Source organism: Streptomyces sp. CA-243310, from assembly GCF_050936775.1.
GTDB lineage: Bacteria > Actinomycetota > Actinomycetes > Streptomycetales > Streptomycetaceae > Streptomyces.
On sequence record NZ_JBNJMF010000001.1, the window covers coordinates 550,930 to 570,741 of the forward strand.

The window sequence follows — 19,812 nt, forward strand, 5'->3', positions numbered from 1 at the left end:
GCTGATCACCGCGCTCACGTACAGCTGATCACCCCGTCCGCCCAGCTCGCCAACGCCGGCAGCCGCCCCGGACCGACCCGCTCCACCACCAGACGCAACGTCTGGTGTCCGGCCAACGACACCTCGACCCGGGCGGGCGCGTCGCCATGTCCGAGGGCGCCGGACCGCCACAGTCGCCGCCCGTCGCCGTACACCGAGAACCGGACCTCGGCGTCGGTCAGCAGCGCCAGACCGTCCACCCCGGCCCGCGCGGAGAAGCTCGCGCACTGCCGGTTGAGGTTGATCTCCACCGAGGAACGGGATTCGACGGTGATTCCCTGCGAGAACCGCCGCCCCCCGACCTCCAGCCCCCAGCGTTGCCACACCCAACTGCCGGCCCAGGTCCGCAGCTCCGGTGCGGTGTGCTTCCCGTACCCGGAGTACCCGAGCCGCGCCAACGCGAACCCCTGCGCCGGCGCGGGCACCGCCGGAGCCGGCGACTTCGGCGGCGTACGGGTGGGCGAGGGCTTCGGCGTCGGGCGTACGACGGCCGGCTTCGACGCCGACGGCCCGGCCGAAGGCGCCCGACTCGGTGCCGGCGCGGCACTGCGTCGAGGCGGTACGGCAACCCGCGCCACCGGCGCCTTCACCACCGGTGCCTTGGCCACCGGCGGGATCGGCTCCGGCGCGGGCGGGGCGGGAGCGGGCACCGCCGGCGCCGCCACCGCGGGCGCCGGCTTCGCCCGGGGCTGCGGCGCGGAATCGTCCCCGGCCAGCGCGAACACCACCCCGGCGGCCGCCGCGACCGCGATCCCGGCGGCGATGGCGGCCTTCGCCGGCACGCCCAGACCTTCGGACACCACGGCCCCGCCGGCCCCGGCCGAAGCCCCCGCCCCGCCACCCGCCCCCGCGGCCCCGGCCGAGGATCCACCGACCGCGGCTGCGGCAGCCCCCGCACCACCGGCGGCCACGGCGCCACCGGCCACCACCCCGGCCGCCTTCGCCGCGTACCCGGCCGCGAACCATCCGATGACCGCCACCGGCAACAGCGCGGGAATCCCCGCGTTGACGTCCTTGAGCTCCCCGGCGGCGAGCCGGCACTTGACGCACTCCTCCAAGTGCTTGCGCAGCCCCCGCTCCGCCCGCATCCGCAATCCGCCCCGGGCGTACGCGCCCAACCGGTCGGCGTACCGCGCGCAGTCCCCGCCCTCGACCAACGCCGAACTCACGTGGGCCTGCAGATAGGCCTGCTTGAGCCCCTCACGTGCCCGACTGGCCAGCACCGCGGTCGCGTTGGGGCTCAGCCCGAACAGCGGGGCGACCGCACTCGGCGATTCCTCCTCGACAGTCGTGTGCCACAGAACGGCCTGCCACCGCTCGGGCAGACTCCGGAAGGCGCGCATCGCCAGGGACTGCTCGGCCTCGTGCATCGCCCGAACGTCCGCGCCCCACTCCAGGGTGTCGTCACCGGAGAGCCCGGCCAGCCCCGCGCCGCCCTCCGCACCCGTGGCCGCCTGCTCCGCGAACACCGCGAAGTCCTCGACCAAGTGCTCCCGTTTGGCGGTCTTCGCCCACGAGGCCGCGACCCGCCGCACGGTGGTGAGCAGGTACGCCCGCACCGAATGGTCCGGCCCCGCCCCGCCCCGCACAGCCTGAAGGGTCCGTGCGAACACCTCGCCGGTCAGATCGTCGGCGGTGTGTGCGTCCCGGCAGCACGTGCGCGCGTAGCGCCGTACGGAGTCGGCGTGCCGACGGAACAACTCCTCGTACGAACCGTCGTCACCGCCACGCATCCGCGCGATCAAGTCCGCATCCGATGGCTGTGGTTCGCCGTCCTCGGCTCCCGGACCGACGTACCGGCCACCCGGCTCGCGCTGCGCGGGTACCTGCCGCGCGGGCAGGCTGCCCGCCTCGACCTCGCCGCCACCGAGGGACTCGTCTCGCCCGTCAACGTTCATTGCGGAAGCCCCCGCACGGCACACTCAACCGGTACACCGATCCAGCGTGGCACACGGCGCGGGTGCGCCGGCCCCCTCTCACGGCCATCCACTCATCCGAGGAGCATCCGGCGAATCGCCGTGCTGATACTCACCCGTTCGAGCGAGTGGCCGTTCGAGGGAACCGGTCGACCACGTCGACGAAGACCGACACGAAGGCCGCCCGACACGCCACTCGCCGCAAGGCACCGCCACACGCCGAGCCGCCTGCCGGTCACCGCCCACGGATCACCCCGCGACGCCGGTCACGCCGCCCCCGGCACGCCGCCGATCACGGCACGCCGGTCACGGCGCCGAGCCGATCACAGCGCCGAGCCGAGGACCAAGCAGAGGACCACGCCGAGCCGCTCACCGCACCCCGCCGCTCACCGCACCCCGACTCAGACCGTGCGGGACCGCAGACCCTCCAGCAGGATCTCCAGCAGCCGGGCCGAAGCCGCGGCCTGCTGCGCCGGGTCCGGGAGTGCGGGCGCGGCGGTCGCTATCACCAGCAGCACATCGGCCACGGTGACGTCGGCACGCAACTCACCCGCCTCCCGAGCTCGGTCCACCAGCCGGCCGACCACCTCCAGCAGCGCACCCGCGCCGGAGTCGTCCGAGAGCTCGTCCTCGACGGCCGTCCGCGCGCCCACGACCCGAAGGTCCGGCCCGCCGGTCCCGCCGGCCTGACGCTGGTGCGGAACCCTCGCCGTCTCGGCCTCCTCGATCCCGTCCTCGGCGGCCGGGCCGACCCGCAGCACCTGCGGCGGCAGCAGCCGTCCGGCGCCGGAGGCCACGGAGGTGCGCAGGAAGCGCGACAGCGCCTGCCACGGCTCCTCCTCCTGGCCCAGAGCGGACGTGGCCTGGTCGGTCAGCCGGGCGGTCTCTTCCTCGGCTATTCGTCGGACCAGCACGTCCTTGCTCGGGAAGCGCCGGTACACCGTGCCGACGCCGACGCGGGCGCGCCGCGCCACGTCCTCCATGGGAGCCCCGTAGCCCAGCTCGCCGAAGACCTCGCGGGCCGCGCGCAGGACGTGTTCGAGGTTGCGCTGGGCGTCGACGCGCAGCGGCGTGGAGCGACCCATTCCGTGCGTGGTGGCACCTGTCATCACGCGGCCGCTGTCAGTAGACAGAGCGGTCGCAGAGCCATGGAAATCGGAAATGTGCATATGTTTCCCCCGGTAATCATCTGTCTCCCCCCGGAGACACTCCCCGCCTTCACGCCGAGGGGGGCCACGGTCACGGGGCCCTGGTCCTACTCCTCGACGAGTTACGAACATAGTTGAGCCAGAGTCAATTCAGAAGGGGCAGCCCCGGACGGAGCACCGCCCGATCGGAGCATTCACCCCCACTTTTCCGCCGCAAGCCTCCGGAATCACTCCCTCCGCACCTGCTGACCTGCGCTCCTGCACCCGGATCCGCAGCCTCCGACCGACCCGCCCCACCACTCTCTCCGGTCACACAATCTGTCGGGCCTGTGGACAAACTCCCGGCCACGTTGCGTCATGGGATGGTGAAGGCTGCTAACTCGCGGGGCACGGACCCCGGTACCCCGCCCCGAACGCGCATCCTCATCGTCGGCGGCGGATACGTCGGCATGTACACGGCGCTCCGGCTCCAACGAAAGCTGAGATCCGGCGAAGCCGAGGTCACGGTGATCACCCCCGAGCCCTACATGACGTACCAGCCGTTCCTCCCCGAGGCGGCCGCCGGATCCATCTCCCCCCGCCACGTCGTCGTGCCCCTGCGCCGCGTCCTGGCCAAGTGCCGCATCGTCATCGGTCAGGCCCAGCGCATCGACCACGCCAAGCGCGTCGCGACCGTCACCACCCTCGCCACCGCCGAGGAGGGTGCCGGCGACATCGAGATCGCCTACGACGAACTCGTCCTCGCGCCCGGCTCCGTCTCGCGCACCCTCCCCGTCCCCGGGCTCGCCGACTACGGCATCGGGTTCAAGACGGTCGAAGAGGCCATCGGCCTGCGCAACCACGTCATCGAACAGATGGACATCGCCTCCTCCACCCGCGATCCCGCCATCCGCGACGCCGCCCTCACCTTCGTCTTCGTGGGCGGCGGATACGCGGGCGTCGAGGCCCTCGGCGAGCTGGAGGACATGGCGCGCTTCGCGGCCCGGTACTACCACAACATCAAGCCCGAGGACATGAAATGGGTACTGGTCGAGGCCAGCGACCGGATCCTCCCCGAAGTCGGCCCCGAGATGGGCGTCTACACCGTTCGTGAACTGCGCCGACGCAACATCGACGTACGCCTGGAAACCCGCCTCGAATCCTGCGAGAACCGCGTCGCCGTCCTCAGCGACGGCGCACGCTTCCCCACCCGCACCGTCGTCTGGACCGCCGGCGTCAAACCCCACCCGATCCTCGCCGCCTGCGACCTGCCCAAGAACGAACGCGGCCGCCTCGCCTGCACGGCCTTCCTCACCGTCGAGGGCGTCGAACACGCCTGGGCGGCCGGTGACGCGGCAGCCGTCCCCGACATCACCGCCGCCGAACCGGGCCGCGAATGCGCCCCCAACGCGCAGCACGCAGTCCGCCAGGCCCGGTCCCTCGCCGACAACCTCCTCGCCGCCCTGCGCGACGAGGTCCTCACCGAGTACGCCCACAAGTACGCCGGTTCCGTCGCCTCCCTCGGCCTCCACAAGGGCGTCGCGTTCATCTACGGCCGCAAGCTCAAGGGCTACCCGGCCTGGCTGATGCATCGCACTTACCACCTCAGCCGCGTCCCCACCTTCAACCGCAAGATGCGCGTTCTTGCGGAATGGACCCTCTCAGGTCTGTTCAAACGCGAGATCGTCTCCCTAGGCTCCCTCGAACACCCCAGGGCAGAATTCGAACTCGCGGCAGGAGGCGGCCCCAAGCACCCGTCACCCCCACCCGCGCCCCAACCGCCGAAGGACGGCCAGAGCTGACGTTGTCAGTCCGGTCGGCCACACTGGACGTGTGACCATAGGTGGGCTCACACCTGCACAGAGTGACACCGTCCGCGATCGACTCCTGGGGGGCACCGCCCAGCGGCAGCTGGGGGAGACACAGCGACCACTTGCGACACCACGAGGCTTGAACGCAGTGAACTTCACCCGCTGGAGCGCCAGGTTCCCCGGAACGCAGCGCCGCGCCGCCGCCCGGACCGAACACGCCGCCGCCCAGGCCAAACGGGGTGAAGGCTCGGTCCCCGCAGCCCGCGGCGCGGCCACCCACGCCCCGGCGCCCCCGATCGACGGCGCCCCCGCGGAACCCACCGTCTCCGGAACGGGCGCGGGCCCCCTCCCGGCCGCACCCGCCCTCGACGAACTCTCCGTACGGGAGATCCTCGGGCTGCTCCCGGCACTCGTCGCCCTCGTCCACGGCCCCGACCACCGCGTCGCCTACGTCAACGACGCCTACGTCGCCGGCTTCGGCCCCCGCACCTCCGGCGCCCCCGCCCACCAGGCACTCCCCGAACTCGGCGACCTCGGCCTGCTCCCGCTCCTCGACCAGGTCCAGCGCAGCGGCAAGCCCCGTACCGCCAAGAACCGCACCGCGCCCGGCGGCGGCAGCTCGTACACCGTCACCTGCACCCCGGTCGAGTTCCCCAAGACCGACACCGCCCCCGCGCAGGAGCCCCACACCGGCGTACTGGTCCACCTCGCCGACGTCACCGACCACGCCGAGGCCGCGGAACGGCTGCGCGCCAGCGAGCGCCGCCAGCGCGAGGCGGCCGTCACCCTCCAGCGCTCCCTCCTGCCCCAGGAACTGGAACAGCCCGACGACCTCCGCATCGCCGCCACCTATCAGCCCGGCGGCACCGAGGCCGCCGTCGGCGGCGACTGGTACGACGTCATCACCCTCGGGGCCGGCCGCACCGCCCTCGTCATCGGCGACGTCATGGGCCGCGGCGTCCGCGCCGCCGCCGTCATGGGCCAGCTGCGCACCGCCGTCCGCGCGTACGCCCGCCTCGACCTCCCGCCCCACGAGGTCCTGCAACTCCTCGACGGCCTCGCCGCCGAGATCGACGCCAGCCAGATCGCCACCTGCGTCTACGCGGTCCACGACCCCAACGAGGGCCTGCTCGCGTACGCCTCCGCCGGCCACCTCCCGATCCTGGTCCGCGACGAGCACGGCACCGTACGCCGCGCCGCCGACCCCACCGGCCCGCCGCTCGGCACCGGCGGCTGGCTGCACACCTCCGGCACCATCGCACTGGGCCCGGGCTCCACCGCCGTCCTCTATACCGACGGTCTCGTCGAACGGCGCGGCGAGGACATCGACGAAGGCGTCGCCGCCCTTGAACGCGCCCTCGCCGGCGCCCAGGGCACCCCGTCCGTCATCTGCGACCGCCTGATGCGCGCTCTCGGCGTGGACGCCGACCACGACGACGACGTCGCGGTGATGGTCCTCCAGCAGCCCGCCCGCACCGGCTCCGACGCCGAGTTGTTCCACAACGCCGCCCTGGAACTCCTCGGAGGCATCGAGGCCGCACCGCGCGCCCGCGCCTTCGCCCAGGGAGTCCTCGCCTCCTGGCGCTTCCCCGTCGAGCTGTGCGACCTCGGAGTACTGGCCGCCAGCGAACTCGTCGCGAACTCCCTCCAACACGGCACCCCGCCCATGCACCTCCGGTTGCGCCGCACCGACCGCCGCCTGATCATCGAGGTCACCGACGGCGACGACCACCTCCCCCGCCGCCGCCGCGCCGAACCGGCCGACGAAACCGGCCGCGGCATCTCCATCGTCGCCACCATCGCCTCCAGCTGGGGATCCCGCCGCACCCCGGGCGGCGGCAAGGCCGTCTGGTGCGAGTTCGCACTCCCCGACAAGCAGCCCGACAAGCAGTAGGACGACATGACGATGCCCCCGGTCCGAGGAAGGACCGGGGGCATCGTCATGAAGCGACCTACACGGAAGCGGGCTCCGCTGCCTTCGCCACGGCGACCGGAACCGCCGGCGCCGACGGAGCGCCCTTCAGCAGCGACGGGTTGTCCTGCGCCGGAGTCAGCTGCTTCCCGAGCCGCAGCGCAAGCCACGCGATCCCCAGCGAGACCACCACGAACACCCCGATGTAGAGCATCGGCACACCCGCGCCGAGCGGCACGCCCAACGGCCCCAGCGCCAAAGCCATCTGCTTGACCAGCGCGAACGCGGAGTTGTACTGCCCCACGGAACCCTCCGGCGCGAGATCCGCGACGAGCGGCGCGAGCGTCGGCGACAGCATCGCCTCGCCGATCCCGAAGAGCGCGTACGTGGTCACGAACGCGGCCGCAGCCATCACGGCGCTCCCGTGCCCCAGACCCGAGAACCCGGCGATGAGCCACGCACCGGTCCAGATCAGACCGACCAGCGCGATCACCCGCGACCGCCGCCGCTTCTCCACGAGCCTCAGTACGACGAACTGCGCCACGACGATCGCACCGGTGTTGGCGGCCAGCGCGAACCCGAGCGTGGAAGGCGAGATCCCGGCGGCCTCGGTACCGAAGGCGGCCAGACCCGACTCGAACTGCCCGTAGCAGGCGAAGAAGAGCACGAAGCCCAGGACGAGCAGCTTCACCATGGCCTGGTGCCGCAGCATCCGCTTCCAGCCGCCACCCCCCTGCGAGGGGTCCCTCGGCACGGCGTCCTTGATGCTCGGCGCGTGCGGCATCCGCACGGTGGCGATGACACCCGCCAGGACCAGGAACATCACGGCCTCGATACCGAACAGCAGGGTGAAGCTGCCCGGGTGCGCGACGTCCACGATCTGGCCGCCGATGAGGCCACCGATGCCGAGACCGAGGTTCTGCATGAAGAACTGGAGCGCGAAGGCACGCGTACGGGTGCTCGGGGTCGAACACCACACGATCATCGTGGCCAGCGCCGGCTGCATCACGGCCTGCCCGGCGCCCAGCGCCAGGGCGGACAGCAGAATCGGCACCAGCCCGGTGGACAACCCCAGGGACAGCGCCCCGACGGACGCGGCCACCGCCGCACCCATCACGACGGGGACGGGACCACGTCGGTCGATGATCCGACCGGTGAAGGGCAGCGCGACGAGAGCGCCCAGGGCGAAGGCCACGAACGCGCTCGTGGCGGCCATGGAGCCCAGATTCCGCACCTGCGCCACGTAGATGTAGAGGAACGGAACCGTGAAGCCGATGCCGAACGCGGTCAGCGCGTTCCCGGCCTGGATCCGCCGCATCGCAGCGCCCATCACCTTGGTCACTTTCACCACCTTGATAACTGAAGCCTGAAGACTTCATCCCTAAAGTTCGAACCTTAACTCTACACATCGAAGGAGTTAGATGCCAACGGGCTCGTGCCATACTTCGGGCCATGGGTGACACAGACGGCACTACGCCTGTCCACGAACCGAGCCTCGACGAGCAGATCGCCGTCTATCAGCGCGAGTTCCAGGACCTCGATCCCCAGGTCGAGAAGGTGGTCTCGGCGCTGAGTCGACTGAACCGCCGCATGAACGTCGCGTACGGACGCCAGACCGCGGCCCTGGGCATCAGCAACGCGGAGTGGGAGGTCCTCAAGGCCCTCGTCATCTCCGGCTCCCCGTACCGGATGGGCCCGAGCGAGCTCGCCAAGCAGCTGGGCCTCACGCCGGCGGCGATGACCCACCGGATCGATCGGATGACGTCGGAGGGCCTGGTCACCCGCGAGCGCGACGAGTCCAACCGGGTCCGCGTGATCGTGGAACTCACGGACGAGGGCCGCAGCAAGTGGCTCGACGCGATGCGCGCGGCCACGGTCTTCGAGGAGGACCTCCTCCAAGACCTCTCCACCGCGGAGCGTGGCGTCCTGGGCGACATGCTGACCCGCCTCCTGGACCGCGTCGAAGACCTCCAAGCCAGGGGTTGACACACCCCCTGCGGATCCGTAAGGTTCTTCGAGTTGTCCCAGAGTCAACTGGTTTTGGTGACAACAACTCCCGCCGCCTCGTTGCGGCACCCAACTCAGCACGATCTCCCACCGGGAACGAATTCGGCATGTCCGAATTAATTTCCGAAGGTCGATTATGAATCGCCCGGGAAGTCCACTAGAGTTCTGGGAGTCGGAAGGGCCCAACAGCCCGGAAGACAAACCCCCCTGACTGGGAGTCAGGGCCGAAAGGTTCTGATAGAGTCGGAATCGCTGGAAAGGGAAAACGCGAAAGCGAAGAACCTGGAAGGCGGAAAACAAGCGAGACTGACTCTGATAGAGTCGGAAACGCAAGAACGAAGGAAGCGCCCGGAGGAAAGCCCGAGAGGGTGAGTACAAAGGAAGCGTCCGTTCCTTGAGAACTCAACAGCGTGCCAAAAATCAACGCCAAAAGTTGATACCCCGTCCATTTCGGTGGATGAGGTTCCTTTGAAAAAGACCTGTGAGGTCGCAATCTTCGGGTTGTGGTGCTTGCAGGCGATTACACAGCGAGGACGCAGTGGTCGATCGGTCTTATTCCGACATGATCGGCCCGCTCTAAGTGCGTGTGCACCCGATTACGGGTAAACATTCATGGAGAGTTTGATCCTGGCTCAGGACGAACGCTGGCGGCGTGCTTAACACATGCAAGTCGAACGATGAAGCCCTTCGGGGTGGATTAGTGGCGAACGGGTGAGTAACACGTGGGCAATCTGCCCTTCACTCTGGGACAAGCCCTGGAAACGGGGTCTAATACCGGATAATACTCCTGCCTGCATGGGTGGGGGTTAAAAGCTCCGGCGGTGAAGGATGAGCCCGCGGCCTATCAGCTTGTTGGTGGGGTAATGGCCCACCAAGGCGACGACGGGTAGCCGGCCTGAGAGGGCGACCGGCCACACTGGGACTGAGACACGGCCCAGACTCCTACGGGAGGCAGCAGTGGGGAATATTGCACAATGGGCGAAAGCCTGATGCAGCGACGCCGCGTGAGGGATGACGGCCTTCGGGTTGTAAACCTCTTTCAGCAGGGAAGAAGCGAAAGTGACGGTACCTGCAGAAGAAGCGCCGGCTAACTACGTGCCAGCAGCCGCGGTAATACGTAGGGCGCAAGCGTTGTCCGGAATTATTGGGCGTAAAGAGCTCGTAGGCGGCTTGTCACGTCGGATGTGAAAGCCCGAGGCTTAACCTCGGGTCTGCATTCGATACGGGCTAGCTAGAGTGTGGTAGGGGAGATCGGAATTCCTGGTGTAGCGGTGAAATGCGCAGATATCAGGAGGAACACCGGTGGCGAAGGCGGATCTCTGGGCCATTACTGACGCTGAGGAGCGAAAGCGTGGGGAGCGAACAGGATTAGATACCCTGGTAGTCCACGCCGTAAACGTTGGGAACTAGGTGTTGGCGACATTCCACGTCGTCGGTGCCGCAGCTAACGCATTAAGTTCCCCGCCTGGGGAGTACGGCCGCAAGGCTAAAACTCAAAGGAATTGACGGGGGCCCGCACAAGCAGCGGAGCATGTGGCTTAATTCGACGCAACGCGAAGAACCTTACCAAGGCTTGACATATACCGGAAAGCATTAGAGATAGTGCCCCCCTTGTGGTCGGTATACAGGTGGTGCATGGCTGTCGTCAGCTCGTGTCGTGAGATGTTGGGTTAAGTCCCGCAACGAGCGCAACCCTTGTCCTGTGTTGCCAGCATGCCCTTCGGGGTGATGGGGACTCACAGGAGACCGCCGGGGTCAACTCGGAGGAAGGTGGGGACGACGTCAAGTCATCATGCCCCTTATGTCTTGGGCTGCACACGTGCTACAATGGCCGGTACAATGAGCTGCGATACCGTGAGGTGGAGCGAATCTCAAAAAGCCGGTCTCAGTTCGGATTGGGGTCTGCAACTCGACCCCATGAAGTCGGAGTTGCTAGTAATCGCAGATCAGCATTGCTGCGGTGAATACGTTCCCGGGCCTTGTACACACCGCCCGTCACGTCACGAAAGTCGGTAACACCCGAAGCCGGTGGCCCAACCCGTAAGGGAGGGAGCTGTCGAAGGTGGGACTGGCGATTGGGACGAAGTCGTAACAAGGTAGCCGTACCGGAAGGTGCGGCTGGATCACCTCCTTTCTAAGGAGCACAGTACCGATTGCAGACAAATGTTCTGCACGGTCAGCTCATGGGTGGAACGTTGATTATTTGGCACGGTCTTCCAAAGCATTCTGCAAGTACTGCCCTCGGGCGTGGAAAGCGGTGATGGTGGCGGAGGGTCGTGCCTGGCACGTTGTTGGGTATCTGAGGGTACGGCCGTAAGGTTGTATCTTCGCGATGCCGGCCCCAGTGAACTCGCCAGCTTGTCTGGTGGGGTGATGGGTGACTGGTCGTTGCTTGAGAACTACACAGTGGACGCGAGCATCTGTGGCCAAGTTTTTAAGGGCACACGGTGGATGCCTTGGCACCAGGAACCGATGAAGGACGTGAGAGGCCGCGATAGGCCCCGGGGAGCTGCCAACTGAGCTTTGATCCGGGGGTGTCCGAATGGGGAAACCCGGCAGTCGTCATGGGCTGTCACCCACTGCTGAACACATAGGCAGTGTGGAGGGAACGAGGGGAAGTGAAACATCTCAGTACCCTCAGGAAGAGAAAACAACCGTGATTCCGGGAGTAGTGGCGAGCGAAACCGGATGAGGCCAAACCGTATGCGTGTGATACCCGGCAGGGGTTGCGCATGCGGGGTTGTGGGAATTCTTTTGATCGGTCTGCCGGCCGGTCGGCGAGTCAGAAACCGTTGATGTAGTCGAAGGACATGCGAAAGGTCCGGCGTAGAGGGTAAGACCCCCGTAGACGAAACATCAGCGGCTTGCTTAAGAATCTCCCAAGTAGCACGGGGCCCGAGAAATCCCGTGTGAATCTGGCGGGACCACCCGCTAAGCCTAAATATTCCCTGGTGACCGATAGCGGATAGTACCGTGAGGGAATGGTGAAAAGTACCGCGGGAGCGGAGTGAAATAGTACCTGAAACCGTGTGCCTACAAGCCGTGGGAGCGTCGCGTTGCATGCTTGCATGCAACGTCGTGACTGCGTGCCTTTTGAAGAATGAGCCTGCGAGTTAGCGGTGTGTAGCGAGGTTAACCCGTGTGGGGAAGCCGTAGCGAAAGCGAGTCCGAATAGGGCGATTGAGTTGCACGCTCTAGACCCGAAGCGGAGTGATCTAGCCATGGGCAGGTTGAAGCGGAGGTAAGACTTCGTGGAGGACCGAACCCACCAGGGTTGAAAACCTGGGGGATGACCTGTGGTTAGGGGTGAAAGGCCAATCAAACTCCGTGATAGCTGGTTCTCCCCGAAATGCATTTAGGTGCAGCGTCGTGTGTTTCTTGCCGGAGGTAGAGCACTGGATAGGCGATGGGCCCTACCGGGTTACTGACCTTAGCCAAACTCCGAATGCCGGTAAGTGAGAGCACGGCAGTGAGACTGTGGGGGATAAGCTCCATGGTCGAGAGGGAAACAGCCCAGAGCATCGACTAAGGCCCCCAAGCGTACGCTAAGTGGGAAAGGATGTGGAGTCGCAGAGACAACCAGGAGGTTGGCTTAGAAGCAGCCACCCTTGAAAGAGTGCGTAATAGCTCACTGGTCAAGTGATTCCGCGCCGACAATGTAGCGGGGCTCAAGCGTACCGCCGAAGTCGTGTCATTTCAGCAATAGGGCCAACGCCCGCTGGGATGGGTAGGGGAGCGTCGTGTGCCGGGTGAAGCAGCAGCGGAAGCTAGTTGTGGACGGTTCACGAGTGAGAATGCAGGCATGAGTAGCGATACACACGTGAGAAACGTGTGCGCCGATTGACTAAGGGTTCCTGGGTCAAGCTGATCTGCCCAGGGTAAGTCGGGACCTAAGGCGAGGCCGACAGGCGTAGTCGATGGACAACCGGTTGATATTCCGGTACCCGCTTTGAAACGCCCAATATCGAATCCTCTAATGCTAAGGCCGTGAAGCCGTTCCGGACCCTTCGGGGAAAGGAAAGTGGTGGAGCCGCCGATCCAAGGTGGTAGTAGGTAAGCGATGGGGTGACGCAGGAAGGTAGTCCAACCCGGGCGGTGGTAGTCCCGGGGTAAGGGTGTAGGCCGAGGGGTAGGCAAATCCGTCCCTCATTAAGGCTGAGACCTGATGCCGAGCCGATTGTGGTGAAGTGGATGATCCTATGCTGTCGAGAAAAGCCTCTAGCGAGTTTCATGGCGGCCCGTACCCTAAACCGACTCAGGTGGTCAGGTAGAGAATACCGAGGCGTTCGGGTGAACTATGGTTAAGGAACTCGGCAAAATGCCCCCGTAACTTCGGGAGAAGGGGGGCCATCACTGGTGATCGGATTTACTCCGTGAGCTGGGGGTGGCCGCAGAGACCAGCGAGAAGCGACTGTTTACTAAAAACACAGGTCCGTGCGAAGCCGTAAGGCGATGTATACGGACTGACGCCTGCCCGGTGCTGGAACGTTAAGGGGACCGGTTAGTGCGCTTTCGGGCGTGCGAAGCTGAGAACTTAAGCGCCAGTAAACGGCGGTGGTAACTATAACCATCCTAAGGTAGCGAAATTCCTTGTCGGGTAAGTTCCGACCTGCACGAATGGCGTAACGACTTCTCGACTGTCTCAACCATAGGCCCGGTGAAATTGCACTACGAGTAAAGATGCTCGTTTCGCGCAGCAGGACGGAAAGACCCCGGGACCTTTACTATAGTTTGATATTGGTGTTCGGTTCGGCTTGTGTAGGATAGGTGGGAGACTTTGAAGCAGCCACGCCAGTGGTTGTGGAGTCGCCGTTGAAATACCACTCTGGTCGTGCTGGATGTCTAACCTCGGTCCGTGATCCGGATCAGGGACAGTGTCTGATGGGTAGTTTAACTGGGGCGGTTGCCTCCCAAAGAGTAACGGAGGCGCCCAAAGGTTCCCTCAGCCTGGTTGGCAATCAGGTGTTGAGTGTAAGTGCACAAGGGAGCTTGACTGTGAGACCGACGGGTCGAGCAGGGACGAAAGTCGGGACTAGTGATCCGGCGGTGGCTTGTGGAAGCGCCGTCGCTCAACGGATAAAAGGTACCCCGGGGATAACAGGCTGATCTTCCCCAAGAGTCCATATCGACGGGATGGTTTGGCACCTCGATGTCGGCTCGTCGCATCCTGGGGCTGGAGTCGGTCCCAAGGGTTGGGCTGTTCGCCCATTAAAGCGGTACGCGAGCTGGGTTTAGAACGTCGTGAGACAGTTCGGTCCCTATCCGCTGTGCGCGTAGGAATATTGAGAAGGGCTGTCCCTAGTACGAGAGGACCGGGACGGACGAACCTCTGGTGTGCCAGTTGTCCTGCCAAGGGCATGGCTGGTTGGCTACGTTCGGGAGGGATAACCGCTGAAAGCATCTAAGCGGGAAGCCTGCTTCGAGATGAGTATTCCCACCTCCTTGAGAGGGTAAGGCTCCCAGTAGACGACTGGGTTGATAGGCCAGATGTGGAAGCCCGGTAACGGGTGGAGCTGACTGGTACTAATAGGCCGAGGGCTTGTCCTCAGTTGCTCGCGTCCACTGTGTTAGTTCTGAAGTAACGAACTGTGTTCATATCCGGTTGGTTAACTTCATAGTGTTTCGGTGGTCATAGCGTTAGGGAAACGCCCGGTTTACATTCCGAACCCGGAAGCTAAGCCTTTCAGCGCCGATGGTACTGCAGGGGGGACCCTGTGGGAGAGTAGGACGCCGCCGAACAATCATTGTGGGAAAGCCCCGCACCCTTCAGGGTGCGGGGCTTTTCTGCGTTCCGGACCAGGTTCTCGGGTTCGGCTGGGTATCCTGGCCGCGTTCCCCAGGAGGACACGATGACAGCACAGCAGCTGGAAGACGGCGGCCCGCTCATCCCTCAGCCGGCCATGACGCGGGAAGCGCTCCGGGACGCCGTGCGCCGCATCGACATGGCGAATCTGGCCGTGCTCGACAAGGAGTGCAACGAGGCGTTCGATCGTGCTGCGGCGACGGGTGCCATCAATCCACTGCGGTTCTTCCTGATCAAGTGGGCGACGCACGTGGCCATCCACCGCTGGCCCGCTCGGGCCGCGGCTCTCCATGAGGCAGAACGCGTTGCCGGGGACCCGACCGCGACGGAGCAGGAGTTCCGGTCGGCGATGGAGACCAGCAGTCGCATTCTGGCCGAGGCCCAGGAGGAGATCGGCCGGTGACCGCCCGCGGTGAAGGCGTGCAGAACGAGACCGGCTGGGCGTGGGAATGTGATCCCGGCCGGCTGTGGGTGCTCGGGGACATGCCCGCGGAACAGCAGCGGCTGGTCGGGTCCGTCATGGACGGGCTGGTGGACCTGGCATCGATGGGCATCGACCCCAAGGACGGCAGCCTCTACGAGGACGAGCAGCCGATGCGGCTCCGTACGTACGAGGACGAGCACCTGATGCTCTGGTACCAGACGATCCCGCACCGCAGCCGTGTCTACCTGAAGCGCGTCAACCTCTGACGACGCCGAGGCACCCTTCCCACGAACCGTTCCGCGAAGGCCGCTGCGAATCCCGGCAGCGGAGTGCATTGACGGAGCGAGCCGCCAGGTGCCGCAGCAGGTTCCGTGTCTCCCGAGGTCGGCTACCGCAAGCGATCGATTCCTCGGGTGCCGGACTTGCAGTCAAGTCCCCTCTCCGCAGCAGCAGTTGCGGATTGCGGGCCCTCGCTCCCAGTGGCTCGGCGACCCGCCGGCACGCGTCCACGATCAGGAAGATGCGCTTCGGCGGGATGGGACCAACCAGTGGGCGATGCGGGAGCCTGCGGACGGGTCCGGCCACGGCATGCGAAGCGAGACGCCGGCGACGGCCGGGCCCGCAGCATCGACTGCGCGGACCACGGAGCCCGACACACGGTCGAGGGCCGACTCAGCCGACTCCAGCGCGATCGGTCGGCCGGCCGAAGGGTTCGCCACATCTGCCAACCGAGTGCCCGGGTGCCCGGTCCCCCCGTCGAAGACCAGCAGGCAGGCCAGCGTGCCCAGGGCGCGAGCGATGTGTACGCGGGTAGTCAGTGCCCTCGAGGGCGACGGAATCGGACCGGCCTTCCGAGACTTCACCGGGTGGAGATGACGCGCGGGCTACCTGAGCAGGGCTTCAATCGGGAGAGCGCCACGGCGGATGGCAGAGCCCCGGGTTCCGCGGTGCGTCCTCGAACGCATATGGGGTCCGGATGGAGCGCTCCTGGAGGACTACACGTATCCATCCATCGCCTGGGATGCCTGAGTGTCCACCAACTCGCCGGCCGCGCGGCCAACGACAGCCGGCACTCCAGCCCGGACACTGGCGAAGACACGACCCCGCTTGTGCTGCCGCCCGACGACCGAGGCACCCTGCACATCGGCGCGGTTGTCTTCTGACACGGCAGGTAATCAGCCCGCCGGTTCAGCGGCGGGCCGCCAGTGTGCCCTTGGGGGCCATGAACCTGAACTGGGCGCCGATCATCCAGGACTCGACCATGTTCACGACCAGCTACCTGTTGGTCTGGAAGGCATCCCTGGGTCGGAGAGCCCGCCAGGATGGCCGCGTTCCCTGTGAGGGATCGCGGTGCCGAACGGGTTCGCCGGCCTCGAGCGTCGAATCGGGCCAGGTTCTGGTGACCAACCGAGGCGCAAGCGAGACGGGCGGACCGAGAACTGGGCTGTGCGGGTCGGGTCGGGTCCGGGACAGCGGGCCGGGCCGACCTCCCGGTTGTCGCGGTGGCTTTGCTGGTCCGCCAAGAGGGGAAGGGCACCGGATCATGTGCCCGTGCAGCCGGTATGGGTTGCGACGGATCTTCCTGACCAGTTCGCCGCCGAACCCGCCGCAGGTGTGATCCATGGGCTCGCGGACCCAAGCGACTTCTGCGGGTACCGGCCGCGTTCTGATGGGACGCACGTTCGTGGAGTCGGGTCCAGGTCCTCATTGCGGTCAGCCTGGGCGGCCATCTACAACGGCACCCCCGCTACCAGGCCCGGTTTGGCATCCCACCTTCGCAGCGCAGTCGGGTACAGGTACCCCCGCGTCGGTGCGTCCGTCCGTTAAGGAGGCGACCTACCTGTCGGCGGTGCGGTCGGTCGGCGCGGCAGACGTCCACCAGGTGACCACTCGGGCCGCCATCGCGTCGGGCCGCAGGCCGCAGGGATCGAGGCCGAAGTGATGCTTCAACTCGTCCTCCAGGACCTCATGCACTTCCGCCTGGTCCGCATCGCGGTGAAGCCGCCCCGAGCAGAGGGGCGAGCATGCAGTCGTACTCGCCTTGTACTTCGTCGGCGACGCCGATCGGATCCCACTCGTTGAGGAGATGCCGGAGGTCGCGTTCGGTGGAGGTACGCCAGGGTCTCACCCACCCAGGCTGCCACCCCGACACGATCGCCCTCACGGCGGTGCCCGGGAGGAGAGGGAAGCGGGCTCACTCCGCCTCACCAGGTCCGGCCCTCGGGTGGCGCCGAATGATTCGTCGCTGTGGACCCCGTGTGGTTGTTCAGCTCAACGGCCCCACCGGTATTCGTCCGCGGAGGCCGAGACCCCGGGGAGCGCCCCCCGGCCCTCTGAGGCGTAGGGCGGGCAGTCGCAGGGCCCGCCGGGACGGGTTGAGCGCACAGCAGCGCGGAGACAACACGCACCCGGGCGAGCTCGCGCCGTCCTGGACCTTGATGGCATGCGCTGGATGGCCCGGGCCTCCACGGACGGTGCAGTGGGCCCCTGGGCACAGGGCACTGGCGGACCACCGGGCCGACAGCACTCGCCCGTCGCCCGCGCCGACGAGCACAGAGGAGCCACGACAGGGGCTTGTGGCGAGGATCGGTGGGGTCGGCGTCGGGCCGATTGGACCCGTGCCCGAGGCCGATGTAGAGTAGAACGGTTGCCTCGAGCTGAACGGTTCGGCAACTCGCCCCTATGAATCCAATTCAGACAGGGCACCCTCGACTCTTCTTCCAGAAAGTCTGAAGCCGGGAAATCCGGTGGAAAACTTCTGATAGAGTCGGACTCGCCGGAAAGGGAAACGCCAAAGCGAAGAACTGGAAAGCGAAACCCGCTTCGACCGGGAATCGGACACGAAAGAGTCTGATAGAGTCGGAAACGAAGGAAGCGCCCGGAGGAAAGCCCGAGAGGGTGAGTACAAAGGAAGCGTCCGTTCCTTGAGAACTCAACAGCGTGCCAAAAATCAACGCCAAAAGTTGATACCCCGTCCATTTCGGTGGATGAGGTTCCTTTGAAAAAGACCTGTGAGGTCGCAATCTTCGGGTTGTGGTGCTTGCAGGCGATTACACAGCGAGGACGCAGTGGTCGATCGGTCTTATTCCGACATGATCGGCCCGCTCTAAGTGCGTGTGCACCCGATTACGGGTAAACATTCATGGAGAGTTTGATCCTGGCTCAGGACGAACGCTGGCGGCGTGCTTAACACATGCAAGTCGAACGATGAAGCCCTTCGGGGTGGATTAGTGGCGAACGGGTGAGTAACACGTGGGCAATCTGCCCTTCACTCTGGGACAAGCCCTGGAAACGGGGTCTAATACCGGATAATACTCCTGCCTGCATGGGTGGGGGTTAAAAGCTCCGGCGGTGAAGGATGAGCCCGCGGCCTATCAGCTTGTTGGTGGGGTAATGGCCCACCAAGGCGACGACGGGTAGCCGGCCTGAGAGGGCGACCGGCCACACTGGGACTGAGACACGGCCCAGACTCCTACGGGAGGCAGCAGTGGGGAATATTGCACAATGGGCGAAAGCCTGATGCAGCGACGCCGCGTGAGGGATGACGGCCTTCGGGTTGTAAACCTCTTTCAGCAGGGAAGAAGCGAAAGTGACGGTACCTGCAGAAGAAGCGCCGGCTAACTACGTGCCAGCAGCCGCGGTAATACGTAGGGCGCAAGCGTTGTCCGGAATTATTGGGCGTAAAGAGCTCGTAGGCGGCTTGTCACGTCGGATGTGAAAGCCCGAGGCTTAACCTCGGGTCTGCATTCGATACGGGCTAGCTAGAGTGTGGTAGGGGAGATCGGAATTCCTGGTGTAGCGGTGAAATGCGCAGATATCAGGAGGAACACCGGTGGCGAAGGCGGATCTCTGGGCCATTACTGACGCTGAGGAGCGAAAGCGTGGGGAGCGAACAGGATTAGATACCCTGGTAGTCCACGCCGTAAACGTTGGGAACTAGGTGTTGGCGACATTCCACGTCGTCGGTGCCGCAGCTAACGCATTAAGTTCCCCGCCTGGGGAGTACGGCCGCAAGGCTAAAACTCAAAGGAATTGACGGGGGCCCGCACAAGCAGCGGAGCATGTGGCTTAATTCGACGCAACGCGAAGAACCTTACCAAGGCTTGACATATACCGGAAAGCATTAGAGATAGTGCCCCCCTTGTGGTCGGTATACAGGTGGTGCATGGCTGTCGTCAGCTCGTGTCGTGAGATGTTGGGTTAAGTCCCGCAACGAGCGCAACCCTTGTCCTGTGTTGCCAGCATGCCCTTCGGGGTGATGGGGACTCACAGGAGACCGCCGGGGTCAACTCGGAGGAAGGTGGGGACGACGTCAAGTCATCATGCCCCTTATGTCTTGGGCTGCACACGTGCTACAATGGCCGGTACAATGAGCTGCGATACCGTGAGGTGGAGCGAATCTCAAAAAGCCGGTCTCAGTTCGGATTGGGGTCTGCAACTCGACCCCATGAAGTCGGAGTTGCTAGTAATCGCAGATCAGCATTGCTGCGGTGAATACGTTCCCGGGCCTTGTACACACCGCCCGTCACGTCACGAAAGTCGGTAACACCCGAAGCCGGTGGCCCAACCCGTAAGGGAGGGAGCTGTCGAAGGTGGGACTGGCGATTGGGACGAAGTCGTAACAAGGTAGCCGTACCGGAAGGTGCGGCTGGATCACCTCCTTTCTAAGGAGCACAGTACCGATTGCAGACAAATGTTCTGCACGGTCAGCTCATGGGTGGAACGTTGATTATTTGGCACGGTCTTCCAAAGCATTCTGCAAGTACTGCCCTC

8 protein-coding genes and 4 rRNA genes are annotated in these 19,812 nt (G+C 65.3%); 9 read left to right on the forward strand and 3 right to left on the reverse strand.

Translation table 11 applies throughout. From position 1 onward, the window contains the following. Positions 1-14: 14 nt before the first annotated feature. Together ACQEVM_RS02615 and ACQEVM_RS02620 are read right to left on the reverse strand one after the other, a co-directional pair. Complete coding sequence (locus ACQEVM_RS02615) at positions 15-1,937, reverse strand: sigma-70 family RNA polymerase sigma factor (RefSeq protein ID WP_433074289.1); 1,923 nt, start codon at positions 1,935-1,937, stop codon at positions 15-17. Between the two features lie 419 nt (positions 1,938-2,356). After that, complete coding sequence (locus ACQEVM_RS02620; protein WP_433074292.1) at positions 2,357-3,124, reverse strand: TetR/AcrR family transcriptional regulator; 768 nt, start codon at positions 3,122-3,124, stop codon at positions 2,357-2,359. Positions 3,125-3,465: 341 nt separating this feature from the next. Between ACQEVM_RS02620 and ACQEVM_RS02625 the strand changes: the two genes are divergently transcribed. Next, complete coding sequence (locus tag ACQEVM_RS02625) at positions 3,466-4,884, forward strand: NAD(P)/FAD-dependent oxidoreductase (protein ID WP_433074295.1); 1,419 nt, start codon at positions 3,466-3,468, stop codon at positions 4,882-4,884. A 157-nt stretch (positions 4,885-5,041) separates the two neighbouring features. Beyond that, complete coding sequence (locus tag ACQEVM_RS02630; protein WP_433079772.1) at positions 5,042-6,787, forward strand: SpoIIE family protein phosphatase; 1,746 nt, start codon at positions 5,042-5,044, stop codon at positions 6,785-6,787. A gap of 58 nt (positions 6,788-6,845) precedes the next feature. Here ACQEVM_RS02630 and ACQEVM_RS02635 read toward each other — a convergent pair whose 3' ends face one another. Next, entirely contained in the window at positions 6,846-8,135 is a 1,290-nt protein-coding gene (locus ACQEVM_RS02635) for an MFS transporter (protein ID WP_433079773.1), read from the reverse strand. A gap of 122 nt (positions 8,136-8,257) precedes the next feature. On the opposite strand from ACQEVM_RS02635, the gene ACQEVM_RS02640 reads away from it, so the two are divergent. From ACQEVM_RS02640 to ACQEVM_RS02670, 7 genes are all read left to right on the forward strand, one after another. After that, entirely contained in the window at positions 8,258-8,791 is a 534-nt protein-coding gene (locus ACQEVM_RS02640; RefSeq protein WP_053676179.1) for a MarR family winged helix-turn-helix transcriptional regulator, read from the forward strand. Between the two features lie 630 nt (positions 8,792-9,421). Further along, positions 9,422-10,946, forward strand: a 16S ribosomal RNA gene (locus tag ACQEVM_RS02645). A gap of 290 nt (positions 10,947-11,236) precedes the next feature. Next, positions 11,237-14,359: ribosomal RNA gene (locus ACQEVM_RS02650) — 23S ribosomal RNA — on the forward strand. A gap of 74 nt (positions 14,360-14,433) precedes the next feature. Next, positions 14,434-14,551 (forward strand): 5S ribosomal RNA (rrf, locus tag ACQEVM_RS02655). The 16S, 23S and 5S rRNA genes sit together here, the layout of an rRNA operon. A 110-nt stretch (positions 14,552-14,661) precedes the next feature. Next, the gene (locus tag ACQEVM_RS02660; RefSeq protein ID WP_433074299.1) at positions 14,662-15,018 is read left to right on the forward strand and encodes a hypothetical protein; all 357 of its coding nucleotides are present in this window, start codon (positions 14,662-14,664) and stop codon (positions 15,016-15,018) included. Continuing rightward, complete coding sequence (locus tag ACQEVM_RS02665; RefSeq protein ID WP_433074302.1) at positions 15,015-15,305, forward strand: hypothetical protein; 291 nt, start codon at positions 15,015-15,017, stop codon at positions 15,303-15,305. Before ACQEVM_RS02660 ends, ACQEVM_RS02665 begins: the two co-directional genes overlap by 4 nt. 2,873 nt (positions 15,306-18,178) lie before the next feature. Continuing rightward, a 16S ribosomal RNA gene (locus ACQEVM_RS02670) occupies positions 18,179-19,703 on the forward strand. Positions 19,704-19,812: the final 109 nt, after the last annotated feature.

Excerpts from the sequence above, each read along its gene's own strand:
- ACQEVM_RS02615 (WP_433074289.1), bottom strand. The coding sequence starts at position 1,937 with ATGAACGTTGACGGGCGAGACGAGTCCCTCGGTGGCGGCGAGGTCGAG.
- ACQEVM_RS02620 (WP_433074292.1), bottom strand. The coding sequence starts at position 3,124 with ATGCACATTTCCGATTTCCATGGCTCTGCGACCGCTCTGTCTACTGAC.
- ACQEVM_RS02625 (WP_433074295.1), top strand. The coding sequence starts at position 3,466 with ATGGTGAAGGCTGCTAACTCGCGGGGCACGGACCCCGGTACCCCGCCC.
- ACQEVM_RS02635 (WP_433079773.1), bottom strand. The coding sequence starts at position 8,135 with ATGGGCGCTGCGATGCGGCGGATCCAGGCCGGGAACGCGCTGACCGCG.
- ACQEVM_RS02640 (WP_053676179.1), top strand. The coding sequence starts at position 8,258 with ATGGGTGACACAGACGGCACTACGCCTGTCCACGAACCGAGCCTCGAC.
- ACQEVM_RS02660 (WP_433074299.1), top strand. The coding sequence starts at position 14,662 with ATGACAGCACAGCAGCTGGAAGACGGCGGCCCGCTCATCCCTCAGCCG.